Annotated in this window: 15 protein-coding genes and 1 tRNA gene; 11 read left to right on the top strand and 5 right to left on the bottom strand. The window is 40.4% G+C overall.

Annotated elements, in window-relative coordinates; translation table 11 throughout:
- The first annotated feature begins 42 nt into the window (after positions 1-42).
- The 3 genes from mnmA (at position 43) to ACYIAR_RS07035 (ending at position 2,234) form a co-directional block, all read left to right on the top strand.
- Positions 43-1,119 carry a tRNA 2-thiouridine(34) synthase MnmA gene (mnmA, locus tag ACYIAR_RS07045; RefSeq protein ID WP_480333007.1) on the top strand — a complete coding sequence of 359 codons (1,077 nt, stop codon included), beginning with the start codon at positions 43-45 and terminating at the stop codon, positions 1,117-1,119.
- A 231-nt stretch (positions 1,120-1,350) separates the two neighbouring features.
- Positions 1,351-1,956: a hypothetical protein gene (locus tag ACYIAR_RS07040; protein WP_480333005.1), complete on the top strand. Its 606-nt coding sequence runs from the start codon at positions 1,351-1,353 to the stop codon at positions 1,954-1,956.
- A complete protein-coding gene (locus tag ACYIAR_RS07035) occupies positions 1,950-2,234 on the top strand; it encodes a winged helix-turn-helix domain-containing protein (RefSeq protein WP_480333003.1) in 285 nt (94 codons plus the stop codon). Before ACYIAR_RS07040 ends, ACYIAR_RS07035 begins: the two co-directional genes overlap by 7 nt.
- Positions 2,235-2,331: 97 nt before the next feature.
- On the opposite strand, the gene ACYIAR_RS07030 is transcribed toward ACYIAR_RS07035, so the two are convergent.
- On the bottom strand, positions 2,332-3,642 hold the full coding sequence (locus ACYIAR_RS07030; RefSeq protein WP_480333001.1) for a Gfo/Idh/MocA family protein: 1,311 nt from the start codon (positions 3,640-3,642) through the stop codon (positions 2,332-2,334).
- Between the two features lie 175 nt (positions 3,643-3,817).
- On the opposite strand from ACYIAR_RS07030, the gene hisS reads away from it, so the two are divergent.
- The 7 genes from hisS (at position 3,818) to ACYIAR_RS06995 (ending at position 9,556) form a co-directional block, all read left to right on the top strand.
- On the top strand, positions 3,818-5,176 hold the full coding sequence (gene hisS, locus ACYIAR_RS07025; protein WP_480332999.1) for a histidine--tRNA ligase: 1,359 nt from the start codon (positions 3,818-3,820) through the stop codon (positions 5,174-5,176).
- Positions 5,177-5,743: 567 nt separating this feature from the next.
- Positions 5,744-6,013, top strand: a complete 270-nt coding sequence (locus tag ACYIAR_RS07020; RefSeq protein WP_480332997.1) for a co-chaperone GroES — start codon at positions 5,744-5,746, stop codon at positions 6,011-6,013.
- Positions 6,014-6,055: 42 nt separating this feature from the next.
- Positions 6,056-7,693, top strand: a complete 1,638-nt coding sequence (gene groL, locus ACYIAR_RS07015; protein WP_480332995.1) for a chaperonin GroEL — start codon at positions 6,056-6,058, stop codon at positions 7,691-7,693.
- A gap of 198 nt (positions 7,694-7,891) precedes the next feature.
- Positions 7,892-7,974: transfer RNA gene (locus ACYIAR_RS07010), tRNA-Leu, on the top strand.
- Between the two features lie 97 nt (positions 7,975-8,071).
- A complete protein-coding gene (locus ACYIAR_RS07005) occupies positions 8,072-8,626 on the top strand; it encodes an RNA polymerase sigma factor (protein ID WP_480332993.1) in 555 nt (184 codons plus the stop codon).
- A 43-nt stretch (positions 8,627-8,669) separates the two neighbouring features.
- Complete coding sequence (locus ACYIAR_RS07000) at positions 8,670-9,059, top strand: hypothetical protein (protein ID WP_480332991.1); 390 nt, start codon at positions 8,670-8,672, stop codon at positions 9,057-9,059.
- A 47-nt stretch (positions 9,060-9,106) separates the two neighbouring features.
- Positions 9,107-9,556, top strand: coding sequence for a hypothetical protein (locus ACYIAR_RS06995; protein WP_480332989.1), 450 nt, complete (start codon positions 9,107-9,109; stop codon positions 9,554-9,556).
- A gap of 116 nt (positions 9,557-9,672) precedes the next feature.
- On the opposite strand, the gene mazG is transcribed toward ACYIAR_RS06995, so the two are convergent.
- The 4 genes from mazG to uvrA form a co-directional block, all read right to left on the bottom strand.
- Positions 9,673-10,458 (bottom strand): nucleoside triphosphate pyrophosphohydrolase, encoded by a 786-nt coding sequence (mazG, locus tag ACYIAR_RS06990; RefSeq protein WP_480332987.1) that lies wholly within the window; start codon positions 10,456-10,458, stop codon positions 9,673-9,675.
- Positions 10,459-10,579: 121 nt separating this feature from the next.
- On the bottom strand, positions 10,580-12,643 hold the full coding sequence (locus ACYIAR_RS06985) for a protein-disulfide reductase DsbD family protein (protein WP_480332985.1): 2,064 nt from the start codon (positions 12,641-12,643) through the stop codon (positions 10,580-10,582).
- Positions 12,644-12,667: 24 nt separating this feature from the next.
- Positions 12,668-13,579 (bottom strand): RluA family pseudouridine synthase, encoded by a 912-nt coding sequence (locus tag ACYIAR_RS06980; RefSeq protein WP_480332983.1) that lies wholly within the window; start codon positions 13,577-13,579, stop codon positions 12,668-12,670.
- Positions 13,580-13,659: 80 nt separating this feature from the next.
- Positions 13,660-16,446: an excinuclease ABC subunit UvrA gene (uvrA, locus tag ACYIAR_RS06975; protein WP_480332981.1), complete on the bottom strand. Its 2,787-nt coding sequence runs from the start codon at positions 16,444-16,446 to the stop codon at positions 13,660-13,662.
- A 340-nt stretch (positions 16,447-16,786) separates the two neighbouring features.
- Between uvrA and ACYIAR_RS06970 the strand changes: the two genes are divergently transcribed.
- Positions 16,787-18,316 (top strand): glycoside hydrolase family 10-like protein, encoded by a 1,530-nt coding sequence (locus tag ACYIAR_RS06970; protein ID WP_480332979.1) that lies wholly within the window; start codon positions 16,787-16,789, stop codon positions 18,314-18,316.
- Positions 18,317-18,429: the final 113 nt, after the last annotated feature.

Genomic DNA, 18,429 nt, shown 5'->3' with positions numbered 1-18,429 from the left:
CAGGGATAATATGTAACTTTGCAGACGAAAGGATAAAGATTTATGGAAATAGCAGCATTAGTATCAGGTGGAGTGGACAGCTCTGTTGTTGTTCATCAGTTAAAGGAGGCGGGTTATGACCCGACAATCTTCTACATCCGTATCGGTATGGAAGATAAAGACGGATATATTGATTGTCCGGCTGAGGAAGATATTGAAATAACTTCATATATCGCCAAGAAATATGGTTGCCGTTTTGAGCAGGTTTCCTTGCATGATGAATATTGGGAGAAAGTTGTCAGCTACACTATCGAATCAGTGAAGCGTGGTCTGACTCCAAACCCGGATATGATGTGCAATAAGTTTATAAAGTTTGGTTGCTTCGAAGAAAAGTGGGGAAAGGATTTCGATAAGATTGCAACCGGACATTATGCCACAACAACTGAGATTGACGGTAAAGTGTGGCTTTCAACAGCTAAAGACCCGGTGAAAGACCAGACTGACTTCCTTGGACAAATCACTCGTTTGCAGATTCAGAAACTGATGTTTCCTATCGGACATCTGATGAAAAGCGAAGTGCGCGCTATTGCCGAGGCTCAGAAATTGCCTAGCGCAAAGAGAAAAGACAGTCAGGGAATTTGTTTTCTCGGTAAAATCAATTACAATGATTTTATTGAGCGTTATCTGGGACGCCGCACCGGAAAAATAATCGAGCTTGAAACAGGAAAGGTTCTCGGCAAGCACAACGGATATTGGTTCCACACTATCGGTCAGCGCAAAGGTTTGGGCTTGAGCGGCGGTCCGTGGTTCGTTATCAAGAAAGATATAAAGCGTAATATAATATATGTATCCAACGGATATGATCCGGAAACACAATACGGAAAGACTGTAAACCTTCAAGGTTTTGATTTCATAACTGAAGATCCTTGGGGCGAGTTTGATGATGCAAAGGAAATAACATTCAAAATCCGTCACACTCCGGAATTTACTCATGGTTATATACGCCGTATCGGTGACCTTTACCGTATCGAAAGTGATGATAAAATTCAAGGAATTGCTCCTGGACAATATGGAGTGATTTATGACAAGGATCATCATCTTTGTTATGGTAGCGGGATGATTATTGGAGATAATCAGTAGGAGTAAGTTGACAAGGGGACAAGGCTACAGATACAAGTTATTTTTCTCATAAACTTGTATCTGTAGCCTTGTTTCTTGTAAAAAAGCACAATAATATTTGGTTTATAAAATAAACCTCTTTATATTTGCGATGTGCAAAGGAATAATGCGCAGTTCTTTTGCACTTTTTTAATCCATGCATGGTTTATAAAATAAACTACTTTAGTAAGGAACATTTAAATTAATTCGATTATGAAAAACGTCAAGTTTACAGAAAAAGAAAGTTTGGAGTTGATAACTTCAATGATACAGACAACGAAGCGCAATTTGAAAGTAGGCGATGGAAACCAGTTCCTTTTGTGGGGATATCTGACGGTGCTGACAACCTTGTTAGTTTATTTGTCGCTAATGTTGACACAGTCGGCATATTCATATTACCTGTTCTTTATTATTCCAGTTATAGGATTTCCGGTTGCATACTATTATAAATCCAAGGACGGAGAAAATAATGTAACTACATATAGCGACCGTATAATAGAGGCAATATGGAAAGTAATGGGAACAGTGTCAACCGTTTTGATATTGCTGATGAGCATGATTGTGTTTAAAGATTGCAGTATTGTACCGGCATTTGTTCTGATTGTTATATCTTTGGGCTCTTGTGTTACAGGAGTTGTTTTGAAGGAAAAAATATTCAATACAAGTTATCTGGGCTTTTTGGCAGGAATTTATATGTTCTATTATGTTCCGTCGAAAGGAATGGATGATATGATGCTCCTGCTTTTTGCCCTTTCATTTATATTTGTGATGATAATTCCGGGCCATGTTGTAAATCATAAAGCAAAAGAATTATGTTGAAAGAGTTAGATCCGTTGTTGCATTCCCAATTGCGGTTGGCTATAGTTTCTATCCTGATGTCTGTCGAGGAAGCTGATTTTGTCTTTATAAAGGAAAAGACAAATGCTACGGCGGGAAACCTTAGTGTACAGCTTGAAAAGCTTACTACGGCAGGATATATCGAGATAGAAAAAGGTTTTTCAGGGAAAAAGCCTCGCACCACTTGCCGGATGACAGACAAAGGACGCAAGGCTTTCGAAGATTACGTTAATACGTTGAAAGATTATTTGCATTTGTAATTTTAAAGACGTTAATATAAAAAATACAGGCAAAAGTTTCTGATTGTAGATTCATTGAAACTTTGCCTGTATTTTTTATTTATCATGGATTACTGAATCAAATCTTTGGCAATTCCCAAGGTGCTCTATACTGTTTGCACAACAAAGCATCAGCTTCAGCATCATTGAATGTCTTGCCGTCCCAGCTTAGTTTCTTGCCTGTGCGGTATGCAATATTTCCAAGTTGTGAGAATTTGGCGATGTGAGCACCGATTTCAATACTTGCGTTGCAGTTGCGGTTTCTGCTCTTGATGCATTCCAAATGATTCTTTACGTGAAGATTCAAGCCGCCTTCGCCATAAGCTTTCTTCAAAGGAACAGCTTCCATTCTTGGTTTGCCGTTTACCTTTTCAGGAATAACTTCCCATCCGCCGCGGTCAACAACCAATGTTCCGTTTTCGCCAACGAAACCAAGGCCGTGATTACGTCCGTATGCACCATCGTCGATACCGATTGCATGGTCCCAAAGAACAGTGAAGCCATCGAATGTGTAGATTGTCTGAAGTAAATCCGGAGTTTCGCAAGCATCATCAGGATAACCGAACTTACCACCCGAAGCCATAACGCTGTTTGGAGCCGTAACATTCATTCCATACAATGCATAGTCGAGAAGGTGAACGCCCCAGTCTGTCATCAAACCTCCGGCATAATCCCAGAACCAGCGCCATGTGAAGTGGAAACGGTTAGGATTGAACTTGCGTTCCGGTGCCGGGCCCAGCCACATGTCATAATCAACTCCGGCAGGAACAGCTTGGTCCGGTTTTACAGGGATTGAAGGACACCAGCCCTGATATGAGAACACGCGCACTGTGCGGATTTTACCTAATTTACCACTGTGAACGAATGCCATCGCATCCTGCCAGTGAGGATCGCTTCTCTGCCACTGGCCAACCTGGACAACTCTGTTGTATTTTTGTGCGGCACGAACCATTATATTACATTCCTCAATACTGTTTCCAAGAGGTTTTTCGCAATATACATCTTTGCCTGCCTGGCAAGCGTAAACTGCCTGAAGACAATGCCAATGGTCCGGAGTACCTACGATAACAACGTCAATATCTTTGTTGTCGATTACTTTTCTCCAGTCTTTATATAAATGTTTTACTTTCTTTCCGGAAATCTTTTCTGTTTCAGCAGCTCTGTTTTGCAATACGTTATCGTCGATATCGCATAATGCTACACATTCTACTTCAGGATTACGCAGGAATGCTTTCAAATCTTCGAATCCCATACCGTTGCATCCAATAAGTCCTACATGGATTTTGTCATTAGCACTTACACTGTTGCCAGCCTGAATAAGGAACGGGCTGAAAGTTAAACCAGCTCCAAGAAGCGAAGCCTGACGAAGAAAATCTCTACGAGTTGTCATGGTTTTTTTTGATTAGTTGGTTATACAAATTGTTTATATTAAACTCAAGGTGTTCTGTTTACACAGACTTTACAAATATATGGATTAGAAAATAAAATGACAATAGAATTATCAGAAAAGTTACGGATTTATCTTACCTTTGTGCGCAGAATAACAGAAAATAATTAATAAAGATATGCAGAAGCCTTCAATACCTAAAGGAACAAGAGATTTTTCGCCTGAGGAAATGGCGAAACGTAATTATATATTCAATACTATCAGAGAAGTTTATCACCTTTACGGTTTCCAGCAGATTGAAACTCCGGCAATGGAGAATCTTTCAACACTGATGGGAAAATATGGCGAGGAAGGAGATAAACTTCTGTTTAAGATTCTGAATTCCGGAGATTGTTTTTCCGGTATTACTGAAGAAGAACTTGCAGAGAAGAATCCGGTGAAATTTGCAGCCAAAGCTTGCGAAAAGGGTTTGCGCTATGATTTGACTGTGCCTTTTGCCCGCTTCGTTGTGCAGCACCGCAACGAGATTACTTTCCCGTTCAAGCGTTATCAGATTCAGCCGGTTTGGCGTGCCGACCGTCCGCAGAAAGGACGTTATCGTGAGTTTTATCAGTGCGATGGCGACGTTGTAGGTTCTGATTCATTGATTAACGAAGTGGAACTTATCCAGATTATGGACGAAGTGTTCCACCGTTTCGGAATTCGCGTTTGCATTAAGATGAACAACCGCAAGATTCTTTCCGGTATTGCCGAAATCCTTGGTGCTGCCGATAAGATTGTGGATATTACAGTTGCTATCGACAAGCTCGACAAGATTGGTCTTGACAAAGTGAATGACGAACTTCGCAGCAAAGGCTTGAGCGATGAGGCTATCGAAAAACTTCAACCGGTTATTATGCTTAGCGGAACTAACCGTGAGAAAATTGCTTCACTGAAAGAAGTTCTTGCTACTTCTGAAACTGGTTTGAAGGGTATCGAGGAAATGGAATTTATCCTTGACCGAATCGAGAAATTCACTTTGCGTGCAGAACTTGAACTTGACCTTACTTTGGCTCGTGGCTTGAATTATTATACTGGAGCAATTTTCGAAGTGAAAGCTTTGGATGTTCAGATTGGAAGTATCACAGGTGGCGGCCGATATGACAATCTTACAGGAGTGTTCGGTATGGATGGAGTTTCTGGTGTTGGTATTTCGTTTGGAGCTGACAGAATTTACGACGTTCTTAACCAGTTGGATTTATATCCGAAAGATGCGTTGCAGACAACTCAGCTTCTGTTCGTAAACTTCGGAGCAACTGAGGAAGCATATCTTTTGCCATTGGTAGCAAAGGTACGTGCCGCAGGAATCAGAACTGAATTATATCCTGAATCTGCAAAAATGAAAAAGCAGATGGGATATGCCGACACAAAGAAAATTCCTTTCGTAGCAATCGTTGGTGAAACTGAAATGGCAGAAGGAAAGATTAATCTGAAAAATATGATTACTGGCGAACAGTCACTTCTTTCATTGGAAGAATTGATTGAACGTATAGGATAAAATATTTTCTATTCCTTGTCAACTTGTCTCTGACTCCTTGTCAACTTTATATATAAAGCTGGAATATTCGACTTATCTCCCGAATATTCCAGCTTTTCTTTTTTTATATATCAGGATTTTTATGCTGATGGAATATTTTTTTCATAATATGTGGAAAAAGATTTTCATAATATATGGAAAAACTTTTTCATGCTGATGAAAATTTATTTTCATAATATATGAAAAACTTTTTTCAGAGGCTGAAAAAATCGTGAAAATGTAATAGCTTGAAATATAGTGTGTTATAAAATGTCTGTTTTTCTCTGTTCCTGGCCATATTATTTTGAACATATTCCTTGTAATAGTTTATGCTTTTTAGGGGCTTTGCCATAGTTTGTCATGTTTAATCTGTCACAATGTCGCAAACATTCGGCAATGCGTCACGATTCTTCTGAAATATTGGCAGAAAGATGCCTTTGAATAAGTTTGGCACGCTATTCGCTATAAGATAAGCGTGAGTTTCAGAAAAAATAAACTCGCATGTATAAAACAAAATAAGTAATTAATAACACTTAAATTATATAGATCATGAATATTAAACCATTAGCAGACCGTGTATTGGTTAAACCGGCTGCCGCAGAAGAAAAGACTTTAGGCGGAATCATCATTCCGGATTCAGCAAAAGAAAAACCATTAAAAGGCGAAGTTGTTGCTGTAGGTAACGGAACAAAAGATGAAGAAATGGTTGTTAAAGTAGGTGACAATGTTTTGTATGGCAAATACGCAGGTACAGAAATCGAATTCGAAGGTGAAAAGTACTTGATGATGCGTCAGTCTGACATTTTCGCTATTATCTAATCTTTAAAACTCAAAAACTAACAAACTTAAAAACTTAAGAAAATGGCTAAAGATATAAAATATAATATGGATGCCCGCGACCTTTTGAAAAAAGGCGTTGATGAATTGGCAAATGCAGTGAAAGTGACATTAGGCCCTAAAGGTCGCAATGTAATCATCGAAAAGAAATTCGGTGCTCCTCACATCACAAAAGACGGTGTTTCAGTTGCTAAAGAAGTAGAATTGGCTGATCCGTTTGCAAACATGGGCGCACAGTTGGTTCGCGAAGTTGCATCTAAAACTAATGATAACGCAGGTGACGGTACAACAACTGCTACAGTTTTGGCTCAGGCTATCATCGGTGTTGGTTTGAAGAACGTAACTGCTGGTGCAAATCCAATGGATTTGAAACGTGGTATCGATAAAGCTGTTGCTAAAGTTGTTGAAAGCATCGCAGACCAGGCTGAAGAAGTAGGTGACAAGTTTGAAAAGATCGAACACGTTGCTAAAATCTCTGCTAACGGTGACGAAGCTATCGGTAAATTGATCGCTGAAGCAATGCAGAAAGTTAAGAAAGAAGGTGTTATCACAGTTGAAGAAGCTAAAGGTACTGAAACTACAGTTGACGTAGTAGAAGGTATGCAGTTCGACCGTGGTTATATCTCTCCATACTTCGTAACAGATACAGAAAAAATGGAATGCCAGATGGAAAATCCATATGTCTTGATTTATGACAAGAAGATTTCTGTATTGAAAGACTTGCTTCCAATCCTTGAACCAACAGTTCAGAGCGGCCGTCCATTGTTGATTATCGCTGAAGATATCGATAGCGAAGCTTTGGCTACATTGGTAGTTAACCGCTTGCGTGGTTCTTTGAAGATCTGTGCTGTTAAGGCTCCAGGCTTCGGTGACCGTCGTAAAGCAATGTTGGAAGATATCGCAGTGTTGACAGGTGGTACTGTAATTTCAGAAGAAAAAGGTTTGAAATTGGAAGGTGCTACAATGGATATGCTTGGTACAGCTGAAAAGATTGTTGTTAACAAAGATAACACTACAATCGTTAACGGTGCTGGTGACAAAGATGCTATCCAGGCTCGTATCGCTCAGATCAAGATTCAGATGGAAAATACAACATCTGACTATGATAAAGAAAAACTTCAGGAACGTTTGGCTAAGATGGCAGGCGGCGTAGCAGTTCTTTACGTTGGTGCTCCATCTGAAGTTGAAATGAAAGAAAAGAAAGACCGTGTTGACGATGCTTTGCATGCAACTCGTGCTGCTATCGAAGAAGGTACAGTTCCTGGTGGTGGTGTTGCTTACATCCGTGCAATCGCTGCTTTGGATGGCATGAAGGGTGAAAACGAAGACGAAACAACTGGTATCGAAATCGTTAAACGTGCAATCGAAGAACCATTGCGTCAGATTGTTGCTAACGCTGGTAAAGAAGGTGCAGTTATCGTTCAGCGCGTTAAAGAAGGTAAAGGCGACTTCGGTTACAACGCTCGTAAGGACTGCTTCGAAAACTTGTGTGAAGCAGGTGTAATCGACCCAGCTAAAGTAACTCGTGTTGCTTTGGAAAATGCAGCTTCAATCGCAGGTATGTTCTTGACAACTGAATGCGTAATCGCTGACAAGAAAGAAGAAACTCCTGCAGCTCCTGCAATGAACCCAGGAATGGGCGGTATGGGCGGAATGATGTAATTCCGAAAAGAAAATTAGGTATTAGACTACAGATAATAAAAAACGGTTGCTTTCGATTGTCGAAGGCGACCGTTTTTTTCGTTTAATAACATTAGTGTTGTTTCTACTATAAAAACGTAGATAAATTTGTATACAATAAAATAATGTATAACTTTGCATAGCTTACAAAATAGGAGTTAAAATAGGAGTTAAGCTTTTGCCCAGGTGGCGGAATGGTAGACGCGCTCGTTTCAGGTGCGAGTGACTTTGCGGTTGTGCAGGTTCGAGTCCTGTTCTGGGCACTCAAGTATGATAGAAGAAATTTACGGATGTGTCAAAAGAATCTGTTCAGAATTTTGATACATCCTTTTTCTTATTTTCACCTCATAAAGAAATCATATGCTAACGGAATATTCAGAAGAAGACATAGTGGCTCGTCTCCATAATCCGTCGGAACAACGCAAAGCTTTTGCCGAGGTTGTTTCTCATTATGGAGAGAAATTGTATTGGCAAATCCGAAAGATGGTTTTGGCCCATGATGATGCAAATGATTTGTTGCAGAATACATTTATGAAAGCCTGGACAAATCTTTCATATTTCAGGGGTGAGGCTAAATTATCTACTTGGCTTTATCGTATAGCAATAAATGAATGTATTACATTCCTGAATAAACAACGTACGTTGAATAATGTTTCGATAGATGATACAGACATTTATTTGCTGGAGCGCTTGAAGGGAGATGAATATTTTGATGGAGATGATATACAACTTAAATTACAGGAAGCAATCCTTCGCTTGCCGGAAAAACAAAGATTAGTCTTTCAGATGAAATATTATGAGGATATGAAATATGATGATATGTCGGAGATTCTTGGAACTTCGGTGGGTGCACTGAAGGCATCATATCATCATGCAGTGAAAAAAATAGAGGAGTTTTTAACATCAGACGTTTAAACCTATTGATACAATATTTGTCTAAGCAATAAACGTGATAGCTATGAAGACAAAGCAGAATATATTAGAACAATTGAAGGATAAAGAACCTTTCAAAGTTCCTGAAGGCTATTTTGATGATTTGACAAACAATATCATGCAGAATTTGCCTGAGAAGGAGGTAGAGGAAACAGAGCCAGTATCTGTTACCATGTGGGATCGCTTGCGTCCTTTGTTGTATTTGGCTGCCGTTTTTGTTGGACTAGGCTTTTTCTTTAAAACCGTTATGCCAAAAGATTATGACGAACAGTCCAAACAACTTATGGTGGAGAAACAGAGTGAGGATGTTCTGAATCAGGAAGATTCTATATCAGATATTGATAAGGAATATATGGAGTTTCAGGAAGAACAATATTTGAAGAATTTGATATCTGAAAGTATTATCGGACAATAAACAAAGATTTATATCAAAATCAACAAAAAAAGTTTATAAAATTTTTTATGAATAAAATATTTATTTCTATATTTGCGGCGTTGTCAATGTTGTTTACAATATCAGTGAGCGCACAGGATAAAAAACAACAGTCTCACTTTGATAAAGAAACATTTCAGGCTAAGAAAAATGCTTTTATAACAGCTGAACTGAAATTGACACCAGATGAAGCAGCTGCTTTCATTCCTCTAACAGAAGAATTTGAAAGAAAGAAATTTGAGAATAGCCGTGAATGTAAAAAACTTTATAAGAGTGTACGACACAAAGAAAAAGTTTCTGATGAAGATTACAACAAGGTGATTCAAGTGTGCTTGGATGTAAAATTGAAAGAAGCTCAACTTGAAAAAGAATATTACGGAAAATTTAGTAAAATTCTTTCCCCTGAAAAGTTATATAAATACCGTTCAGCGGAATTTAAATTTGCTCGTAGTTTCTTTTCATCAGGAGACAAAAAATAAGATTACAATTATGTTATAAAAATATATTATCATTATTTGTGTTTTTTGTTTAGATTTAGTTTTGGCGTTTAAGTTAAGGGAGGGGTAGCGACGGGATGTCGGTTCCCCTTTTGTTTTTATAGCCCTTTCGCTTTGGCTTCGTTCCAAAGTTTATCCATTTCTTGAAGAGACATTTCTTTCAGAGATTTTCCTTGCTTTATTGTGTGTTCTTCAACGTAGTTGAATCTGCGTATGAATTTCTGATTAGTTCTTTCCAAGGCATTGTCAGGATTTATCTTGTATAGACGTGCCGCATTGATTATGCTGAAGAAGAAATCTCCGAATTCTGCTTCCATTTTGTCGGAATCCATATTGTTGATTTCTGCTTTAAGCTCGTTTAATTCTTCATTTACTTTGTCCCATACGTCTTCTTTCTTTTCCCAGTCGAAACCTACGTTACGTGCTTTATCCTGTATTCTGTGGGCTTTTACCAAAGAAGGTAAATGTTTTGCTACACCTTCGAGAACAGTTTTGTTTCCGCCTTTTTCTTTTAGCTTAAGTTCTTCCCAGTTCTGTTCAACCTTTCCTGCTGTTTTAGCTTCAACGTCGCCGAAAACGTGTGGATGGCGATATATCAGTTTCTGGCAAAGGCTGTCACAAACATCTTTAATATCAAAGGCATTTTTCTCTTCTCCAATCTTAGCATAGAAGACAATATGCAGCAATAAGTCGCCAAGTTCTTTCTTTATGTTTGTGTTGTCTTCATTCATAAGAGCTTCGCAGAGTTCGAAAGTTTCTTCGATAGTGTTTGTTCTCAGACTTTCGTTTGTCTGCTCGCGGTCCCATGGACATTTAACTCGCAATTCGTCCAATACATCAAGTAATTGCCCGAAGGCTTCCATTTTTTCCTGTCTTGTACTCATGATAATATTATGTATAGGTTAAAGGCACGAATTAGTAAACTCTATTGTTACTTCTAATTCGTGCCTTTTATTATATTAAATTCTCGTCAACTTGTTACCTTGTCAACTCGTTACTGATATGTTATTTGCTTTTGAATTGCTTCAATCCGCCTTGCAGGAACTGGATATATTTATCAACATCCTCATCGAAAGCGTATGAAGGAGCAAGCGGTTTGCCTTCAGAATCCAACAGAACATAGAAAGGCTGAGCATTAGCTCCAAACTTGCTTCTTTGCAGATAACTCCACTTGTCACCGATAGTTCTCAGCTTACGTGTCTTGCCATTTTCTTCGATTGTGATAGGCTCAGGAAGTTTTGTCTTGTCGTCCACCATCAAAGTGATAAGAACATAATCTTTTTCAAGAATGTCTTTTACTTTCGGATCAGTCCAGACTGAAGCTTCCATTTTACGGCAGTTTACGCAACCATAACCTGAGAAGTCGATAATTACCGGCTTATTCTGTTTCTTCGCATATTCCATACCGCTTTCGTAGTCGTCGAATGCAGCGTGAACTTCGTCATCATACAAGTTGAAATCCTGAGTGTACAAAGGTGGAGCAAATGCGCTTATCGCTTTCAACGGTGCGCCCCACAAACCAGGAATCATATATATAGCGAATGCGAAAGAAATAATAGACATGAACAATCGTGGAACAGAAACATACTTCAGCTCACTGTCATGGCTGAATTTGATTTTGCCCAACAAATACATTCCAAGCATTGCAAATATTACAATCCAAAGCACGATGAATACTTCGCGGTCCAACAATCTCCATCCGTAAGCCAAATCCGCAACAGAAAGGAACTTCAAAGCCAAAGCCAATTCAAGGAAACCAAGAACAACTTTAACTGAGTTCAACCATCCACCAGATTTTGGCATGCTCTGAAGCATATTAGGGAAGATTGCGAACAAGCTGAATGGAATAGACAATGCCAAAGCAAAACCAAACATTCCTATTGCCGGACCAATTTTGCTTCCCATTGATGCAGCCTGCACAAGCAATGTTCCGATAATAGGACCAGTACAAGAGAATGAAACCAGCACCAAAGTGAACGACATGAAGAATATACTGATAATACCAGTTGTAGAATCAGCCTTGCTGTCCAACTTATTTGTCCATGAAGCTGGCAATACTAATTCGAATGCTCCGAAGAATGAAACAGCAAACAGGACAAGCAAGCCAAAGAATATAATATTGAATATTGCATTTGTTGACAAGTCATTCAATGCACTCGCACCGAATATACCAGTGATAAGCAATCCCAATACAAGATAAATAACAATGATAGACATACCGTAAGTCAAAGCATCACGTATAGCTTTTGAACGGTCTTTAGTTCTCTTAAGGAAGAAACTTACAGTCATAGGAATCATCGGCCAAACACAAGGTGTAAGCAATGCAACCAAACCACCAAGGAATCCTGCGAAGAAGATGAACAGCCAGCTTGTATCTGTTGCTGAAACTGTAGAGTCGCCAAATGCTTTAAGCTCTTCGATTACCGGAGTCCACAATTCTTTGGCAGATGTAACTTCTATTGAAGTTGTTACTTCCGGTTTATTCTCTTCCTGGCTTGCAGGAGATTCAACGCTGGCTACATTGTTTTCTTCTGTTTCTGGTTCAACTGTAGGTGTTTCATCCGCAGGAGTTTTTCCTGAGTTTGAAATGGCAGCCAAAGTCTTTTCTACATTTATATTACTTTTGTCGAATGAGAAACTTTCCTGTTCCGGAGGAAGACAATTCTCATCGTTGCAAGCCATGAACTCAACTGCACCTTCAAGTTTGAATTTCTTAGGGTCTGTGATTTTGATGGTCTGTGAGAATTTCACTTCCTTGGCAAACCATCTCAAATCCATTGCGAACTGTTCGTCATATACAGTAGTCGCTTCTTTTGAAGCTGTAGGTTTTCCTACAAGTTCAGCTCCTTTTATATCTTCAAAGATAAATGATGTTGAAACTGGTCCGCCTTCAGGCAAATTCATGTCATACAAGTGCCATCCTTTGTCGATTTCGGCACTGAATACGATAGTCTTTTCTGCTGTTTCCGAATCAGACAATGAGAACTTCCATTTTACAGGAGTCAGAATCTGAGCCTGAACAGTCAGAGCTAGAATCGTAAAAGTCAATAAGCAAAAGAGTTTCTTCATTTTAATTATGAGTTTGAAAAGTTTTTATTTTGTTAGCGATTTGAAAGAATCCGGAATTCTTGTGTCGAAGCACATTTCTTCTCCTGTTTCCGGATGGATAAAATAAAGTTTCTGAGCGTGAAGCATCAGTCTTCCTGCCGGACTAGTTTCAGCATTATATTTGAAATCTCCGGCAATCGGATGACCTATATATTCCATTTGTGCTCTAATCTGATTCTTTCGTCCTGTTTCCAGATTAAGTTCCAGAAGAGAGTAGGTGCCATTGCTGCGCAACACTTTATATCTTGTTATGGATTCTTTTCCTCCGTCATTCACAACATACACTCTTGCCTTGTCGTTTTCTTTCAGCTGAGTGTTTATCAATCCAAAGTCTTTTTCCGGACGGCCTTCAACCACTGCAACGTAAGTACGTTCCGTAATTACATCATTCCAGTTGCTCTGCATCTTTTCCTGCACTGCACGAGTTTTGGCAAACATCATCAGTCCGGAAGTATCGCGGTCCAGACGGTGCAAGACGAACAATTTGTTTCTCGGGTCTGATTTCTTCAGATAATCGCTGAGGATGTGGAATGCAGTGCGCTCTCTTACTTTTTGTGTTGAAACTGACAGCAAGCCTTCTTTCTTGTTTACAACGATAAGAAACTCGTCTTCCCACACAATGTTGAGCAGAGGATTGTTGAACGCAACCTTTCCGCGCTCATAGCTAATCATAACCTCGTCGCCCGGCTCAAGTGGAGCATCAAACTGCGTAGTTACGTTTCCGTTCACTAAAATCTGTCCGTGTGCCAAAAGAGCTTTCACAGAACTTTTACTCTGTTCTTTAAGCAACTCAAACAGGAAAGCCAGTAATGTGTTGCTTTCTGCTACGGTTACTTTACGGCCCCTTGGTGTATTGTCCTTTCTGTAAGGTCGTTTTTTGTTAAAACCTTGTTTCATTTTTCTGTTTAAATTATGATTTGCAAAGATACTGCCATTTGACAAATCGTGCAAAGCAGAAGCTTTTAACAGCGTTTATTTTACGATATTTTTTCTTTTAGGAAATGTCCTGTATATGAAGCCTCACATTTTGCCACTTCTTCCGGTGTTCCGCAGCATACGATATTACCTCCTTCTTTACCACCTTCAGGACCGAGGTCGATAATATAGTCGGCACATTTTATCACATCCATATTATGCTCGATGATAACAACCGTATGTCCTTTTTCGATAAGAGCATTGAACGCTTTCAGCAGCGTCTTTATGTCGTGGAAATGAAGTCCCGTTGTCGGTTCGTCAAATACGAACAGAGTCGGCTGCTGTTTTTCCTGTCCGAGATAATAAGCTAGCTTGACACGTTGGTTTTCTCCGCCGGAAAGGATTGAAGAAGATTGTCCCAGTTTTATATATCCAAGACCGACATCCTGCAGAGGTTTCAGCTTCTTCACTATCTTCTTTTCTTGCGAGCCATTGCCTTCGCCGAAGAATTCGATAGCCTGGTTCACTGTCATCTCCAGAACATCATAAATGTTGGCTCCTTTATATTCCACCTCAAGCAGGTCTTTCCTGAATCTTTTTCCGTGGCATTCCTCACATTCCAGAGTGATATTTGCCATAAATTGCATTTCCACGGTAATCTTTCCTTCGCCTTTACATTCTTCGCATCGTCCGCCTTCTTTGTTGAACGAGAAGAAAGCGGGAGTAAATCCCAATTGCTTTGCCAAAGGCTGCTCGCCGAATAGTTTTCTTATCTCATCATAAGCGCCGACATAAGTAACGGGATTTGAGCGGGAACTCTTTCCGATGCTGTTCTGGTTTACAAATTCCACATCTTTTATCAGATGAATATCTCCCGAAATTTCCGAACAGCTCACCGTCAGACGGCTCACATTGTCGAGTTTCTGGCGGACTCCTTCATAGAATATGTCTCTTACGAGCGTACTTTTCCCCGAACCGCTCACACCTGTAACTACAGTCATAATGTTGAGCGGGAAGCGGACATTCACACCTTTAAGATTATTCTTCCAGGCATTCTTTATTTCGATATAATTATTCCACGGGCGATGATATGGCGGTAATTCAATCTTGTCTTCTCCTGTGAGATATTTCACAGTGAAGCTGTTGCTGTTCTTAGGCAATTTGTTTATATCTCCCTGGAAAACAACCTCACCACCAAGGCGGCCGGCTTTCGGTCCGATGTCGATTATATAGTCTGCCGCACGGATTATTTCCTCGTCGTGCTCAACAACCACAACAGTGTTGCCCAGCTCTTTCAGTTGTCTCAGAACTTTTATGAGCAAATCCGTGTCGCGTGAGTGCAAGCCAATGCTAGGTTCATCCAATATATACAATGAACCGACAAGGCTGCTGCCGAGCGAAGTAGCAAGACTTATGCGCTGGCTTTCACCGCCGGATAAAGTAGCTGACAGGCGGTCCAGAGTGAGATAACTCAAACCAACGTCAACAAGAAATTGAAGTCGGTTATTAATTTCCATAAGCAGACGTTTCCCGATTGCCGCGTCAGTTTCGCTAAGCTGAAGATTGTCGAAGAAAACTTTCAGTTCCGAAACCGGCATTTCCACCAGGTCGGCAATAGTTTTTCCTCCAACTTTCACGTATAGAGCTTCTTTCTTAAGTCTTTTCCCTTTACATTCCGGGCAAGTAGTTTTTCCTCTGTATCGTGCAAGCATCACTCTGTATTGCACTTTATAGAGATTTTCCTCCACATGTTTGAAGAAATCATCAATAGAATATACACCCGGAGCGCCGTGCCACAGCAAATCCTTTTCTTTCTCAGTCAGCTCGTTGTACGGACGATGAATAGGAAAGTCGTATTTCTGGCTAGCCGCGATGAATTCCTTGAGCCATTCGCCCATCACTTCGCCTTTCCAGCAGACCACTGCACCCTGATAAACCGAAAGACTTTGGTCCGGAATCACAAGCTGTTCGTCAATTCCAAGAATTTTGCCATATCCTTCGCATTTAGGGCAGGCACCGAGCGGATTGTTGAAATTGAACATCATTTCCGTCGGTTCCTCAAATTTGATTCCGTCGGCTTCGAATTTCATCGAAAACTCTTTGCATATGGTTTCTTCCGGAAGATATAATCTTACGCGGCAAGTGTTGCAGCCTTCGAAGAACGCCGTTTCCACAGAGTCGGCAAGGCGGCTCAGCAAAGTCTTGTCGTCCGAAATCACAAGTCGGTCTATCATCAGCTCTATATCCTTTTTGAGCAATTCTTCGTCGGCAATAACTTCCGGAATCCTGTATGTTTTGTCGTCTATATACAGTCTGGTATATCCTTTTTTCTGAAGTATTTCCAATTCCTCCTTGCGTGAATGCCCGTTGTTGCAGATTACCGGAGCAAACACAGCAAAGCGTGTGCCCGAAGGATATTCCATCACGGCATTTACAACGTCTTTAGTCTGATGTTTCTTTACCTCGTCGCCCGAGATCGGAGAATAAGTCTTACCGATTCTGGCAAACAACAGTCTGAGATATTCATATATTTCAGTGGAAGTTCCCACCGTTGAGCGCGGATTTCGTGCCGTAACCTTCTGTTCGATGGCAATTGCAGGCGGGATGCCTTTTATATAGTCGCATTCCGGTTTGCTCATTCTTCCCAGGAATTGGCGGGCATAAGCTGAAAGACTTTCGACGTAGCGTCGCTGCCCTTCGGCATAAAGCGTGTCGAATGCAAGTGAAGATTTTCCGCTGCCGGACAATCCTGTTATCACAACCAGTTTGTCGCGCGGGATTTCAACGTCTATATTCTTAAGATTGTTTACTCTCGCTCCTTTTATGAAAATAGAATTACTCTCAGACATAATATTTGTGACCTTTATACTTATGTATGCAAAACTACATAAAAACATGAACCCTGGCAAATCTTTTGTTTTTTGAGCAGAATAGGCTAATTTTGCCAAATTTCCGGAACCAGTGATTGGATACTCCGATATTTTATTGCCGTGGATTCGGATGGAAAAACTTTTTCATGCGGATGAAAATTTATTTTCTCTTATATGAAAAACTTTTTTCTTCCCGATGAAAAAAGTTTTTCACGGCGGAGAATTACGTTGAAAATGTAATAGATTGAAATTTAGATATTAAAGGAAACAGGTCTTTAGCTATATTGAAAGGCATTTTTCCTTGAAAACCAAGTTTGAGATGAAGACTAATAAATTGGCCGTCCTTTTATGGGCTTGTTTGGTTTTGCTGGCAGCATCGTGTTCTTCCAGCCGACATATTGAGAGCACGGAAAATGTTTATAAAAGTCCGAAACGGGAGTTCCGCGGAGCTTGGATACAGACTGCTTTCCAAAGTGAATACAGCGAAATGTCTGTTGCCGAGATGCGAAAGAGTTTTATACGCAAGCTGAATTACTTGCAGCGTTGCGGTATCAATGCCATAATATTTCAGGTTCGTCCGGAAGCCGACGCTTTCTATCGTTCAAAGCTCGAACCTTGGAGCCGCTTCTATACAGGTGAACAAGGTGTTGCTCCGGAAGGAAATTTCGATGTGATGGCTTTTCTAATCAAGGAATGCCACAAGCGCAATATGGAATTTCACGCATGGCTGAATCCTTACAGAGCAAGTACAGCGGGAAAGACTAAATTTGCCGACAACCATATTTACTACAAGCATCCGGAATGGTTCGTGACTTATAACAAGCAGATATTGTTTGACCCGGGAATTCCTGATTGCCGCGATTTCATTTGCCGTGTGATTAGGGATATTGTTACTAGATATGACGTTGACGCAATCCATATGGACGACTATTTCTATCCGTATCCGGTTGCCGGAATGTCGTTCCCTGACGAGCACAGTTTCCGAAAATACGGAATTCCGGAAGGATTCACCGAATCGCAACGTGCAGACTGGCGCCGCGACAATGTGAATAAACTTGTGAGCGAAATCAAACGAACAATTCTTCTGACTAAACCTTGGGTGCGTTTCGGTATAAGTCCCTTCGGTATTTATCGCAACCAGCGAAGCACTCCAGATGGTTCCGGCAGCAAAACCAAAGGATTACAGAACTACGACGACTTGTATGCCGATGTTCTTCATTGGGTAAAACAGGGATGGATTGACTATAATATGCCTCAGATTTATTGGGAGATAGGTCATCCGGCTGCCGACTATTCAACTCTTGCAAAATGGTGGAATAAAAATGCTTATGGCGGACATCTGTATTTCGGTCAGGATGTGGCACGCACAATGAAGGCAGAACAGCTTACACGCAAGATGCGTATGGAAAGACGACTTCCAAACGTAGGCGGCAACTGCTTCTGGCCGGCAAATGAAATTCTTTGGGACAATGGCGGAGTTGCCGACAGCCTTAAACGGAATTATCACCGCTATCCGGCTCTTATTCCGGCATATACACATATGCACAACAAAGCTCCTGAGGAAGTGAAGAAGCTGAAAACTGAATGGACTGCCGACGGATATATCCTTCACTGGCAGGCAGAGCAGAGCAAGACAAATCCGGAGCTGGCAAACTATTTCGTAGTTTACAGATTCGACAACAAGGAAACAGTTGATTTGAGCAATCCGGCGAAGATTGTGAAAATCACCCGAAACTGCTTTTACAAGCTTCCTTATGACGACGGAAAGGTGAAATACAAATATGTGGTTACGGCTGTGGACCGCTTTCACAACGAAAGTAACGGAAAATCTAAGAAAGTCAAGCTGTAAATTCATTTAAATTCACTAATTTTGTAGGCTAATGAGCCTAATCGGGAAGGGCTTGCGTGAGATTTTTCTCCGGACAAGCTAAGCCCATTCGGCTTAATGAAACAGAAATTTAA

The organism is Parabacteroides sp. KHUB-01 (genome assembly GCF_056640935.1).
The sequence above is the reverse complement of the archived record's forward strand: the minus strand, read 5'-3'. Positions and strand labels throughout refer to the sequence as shown.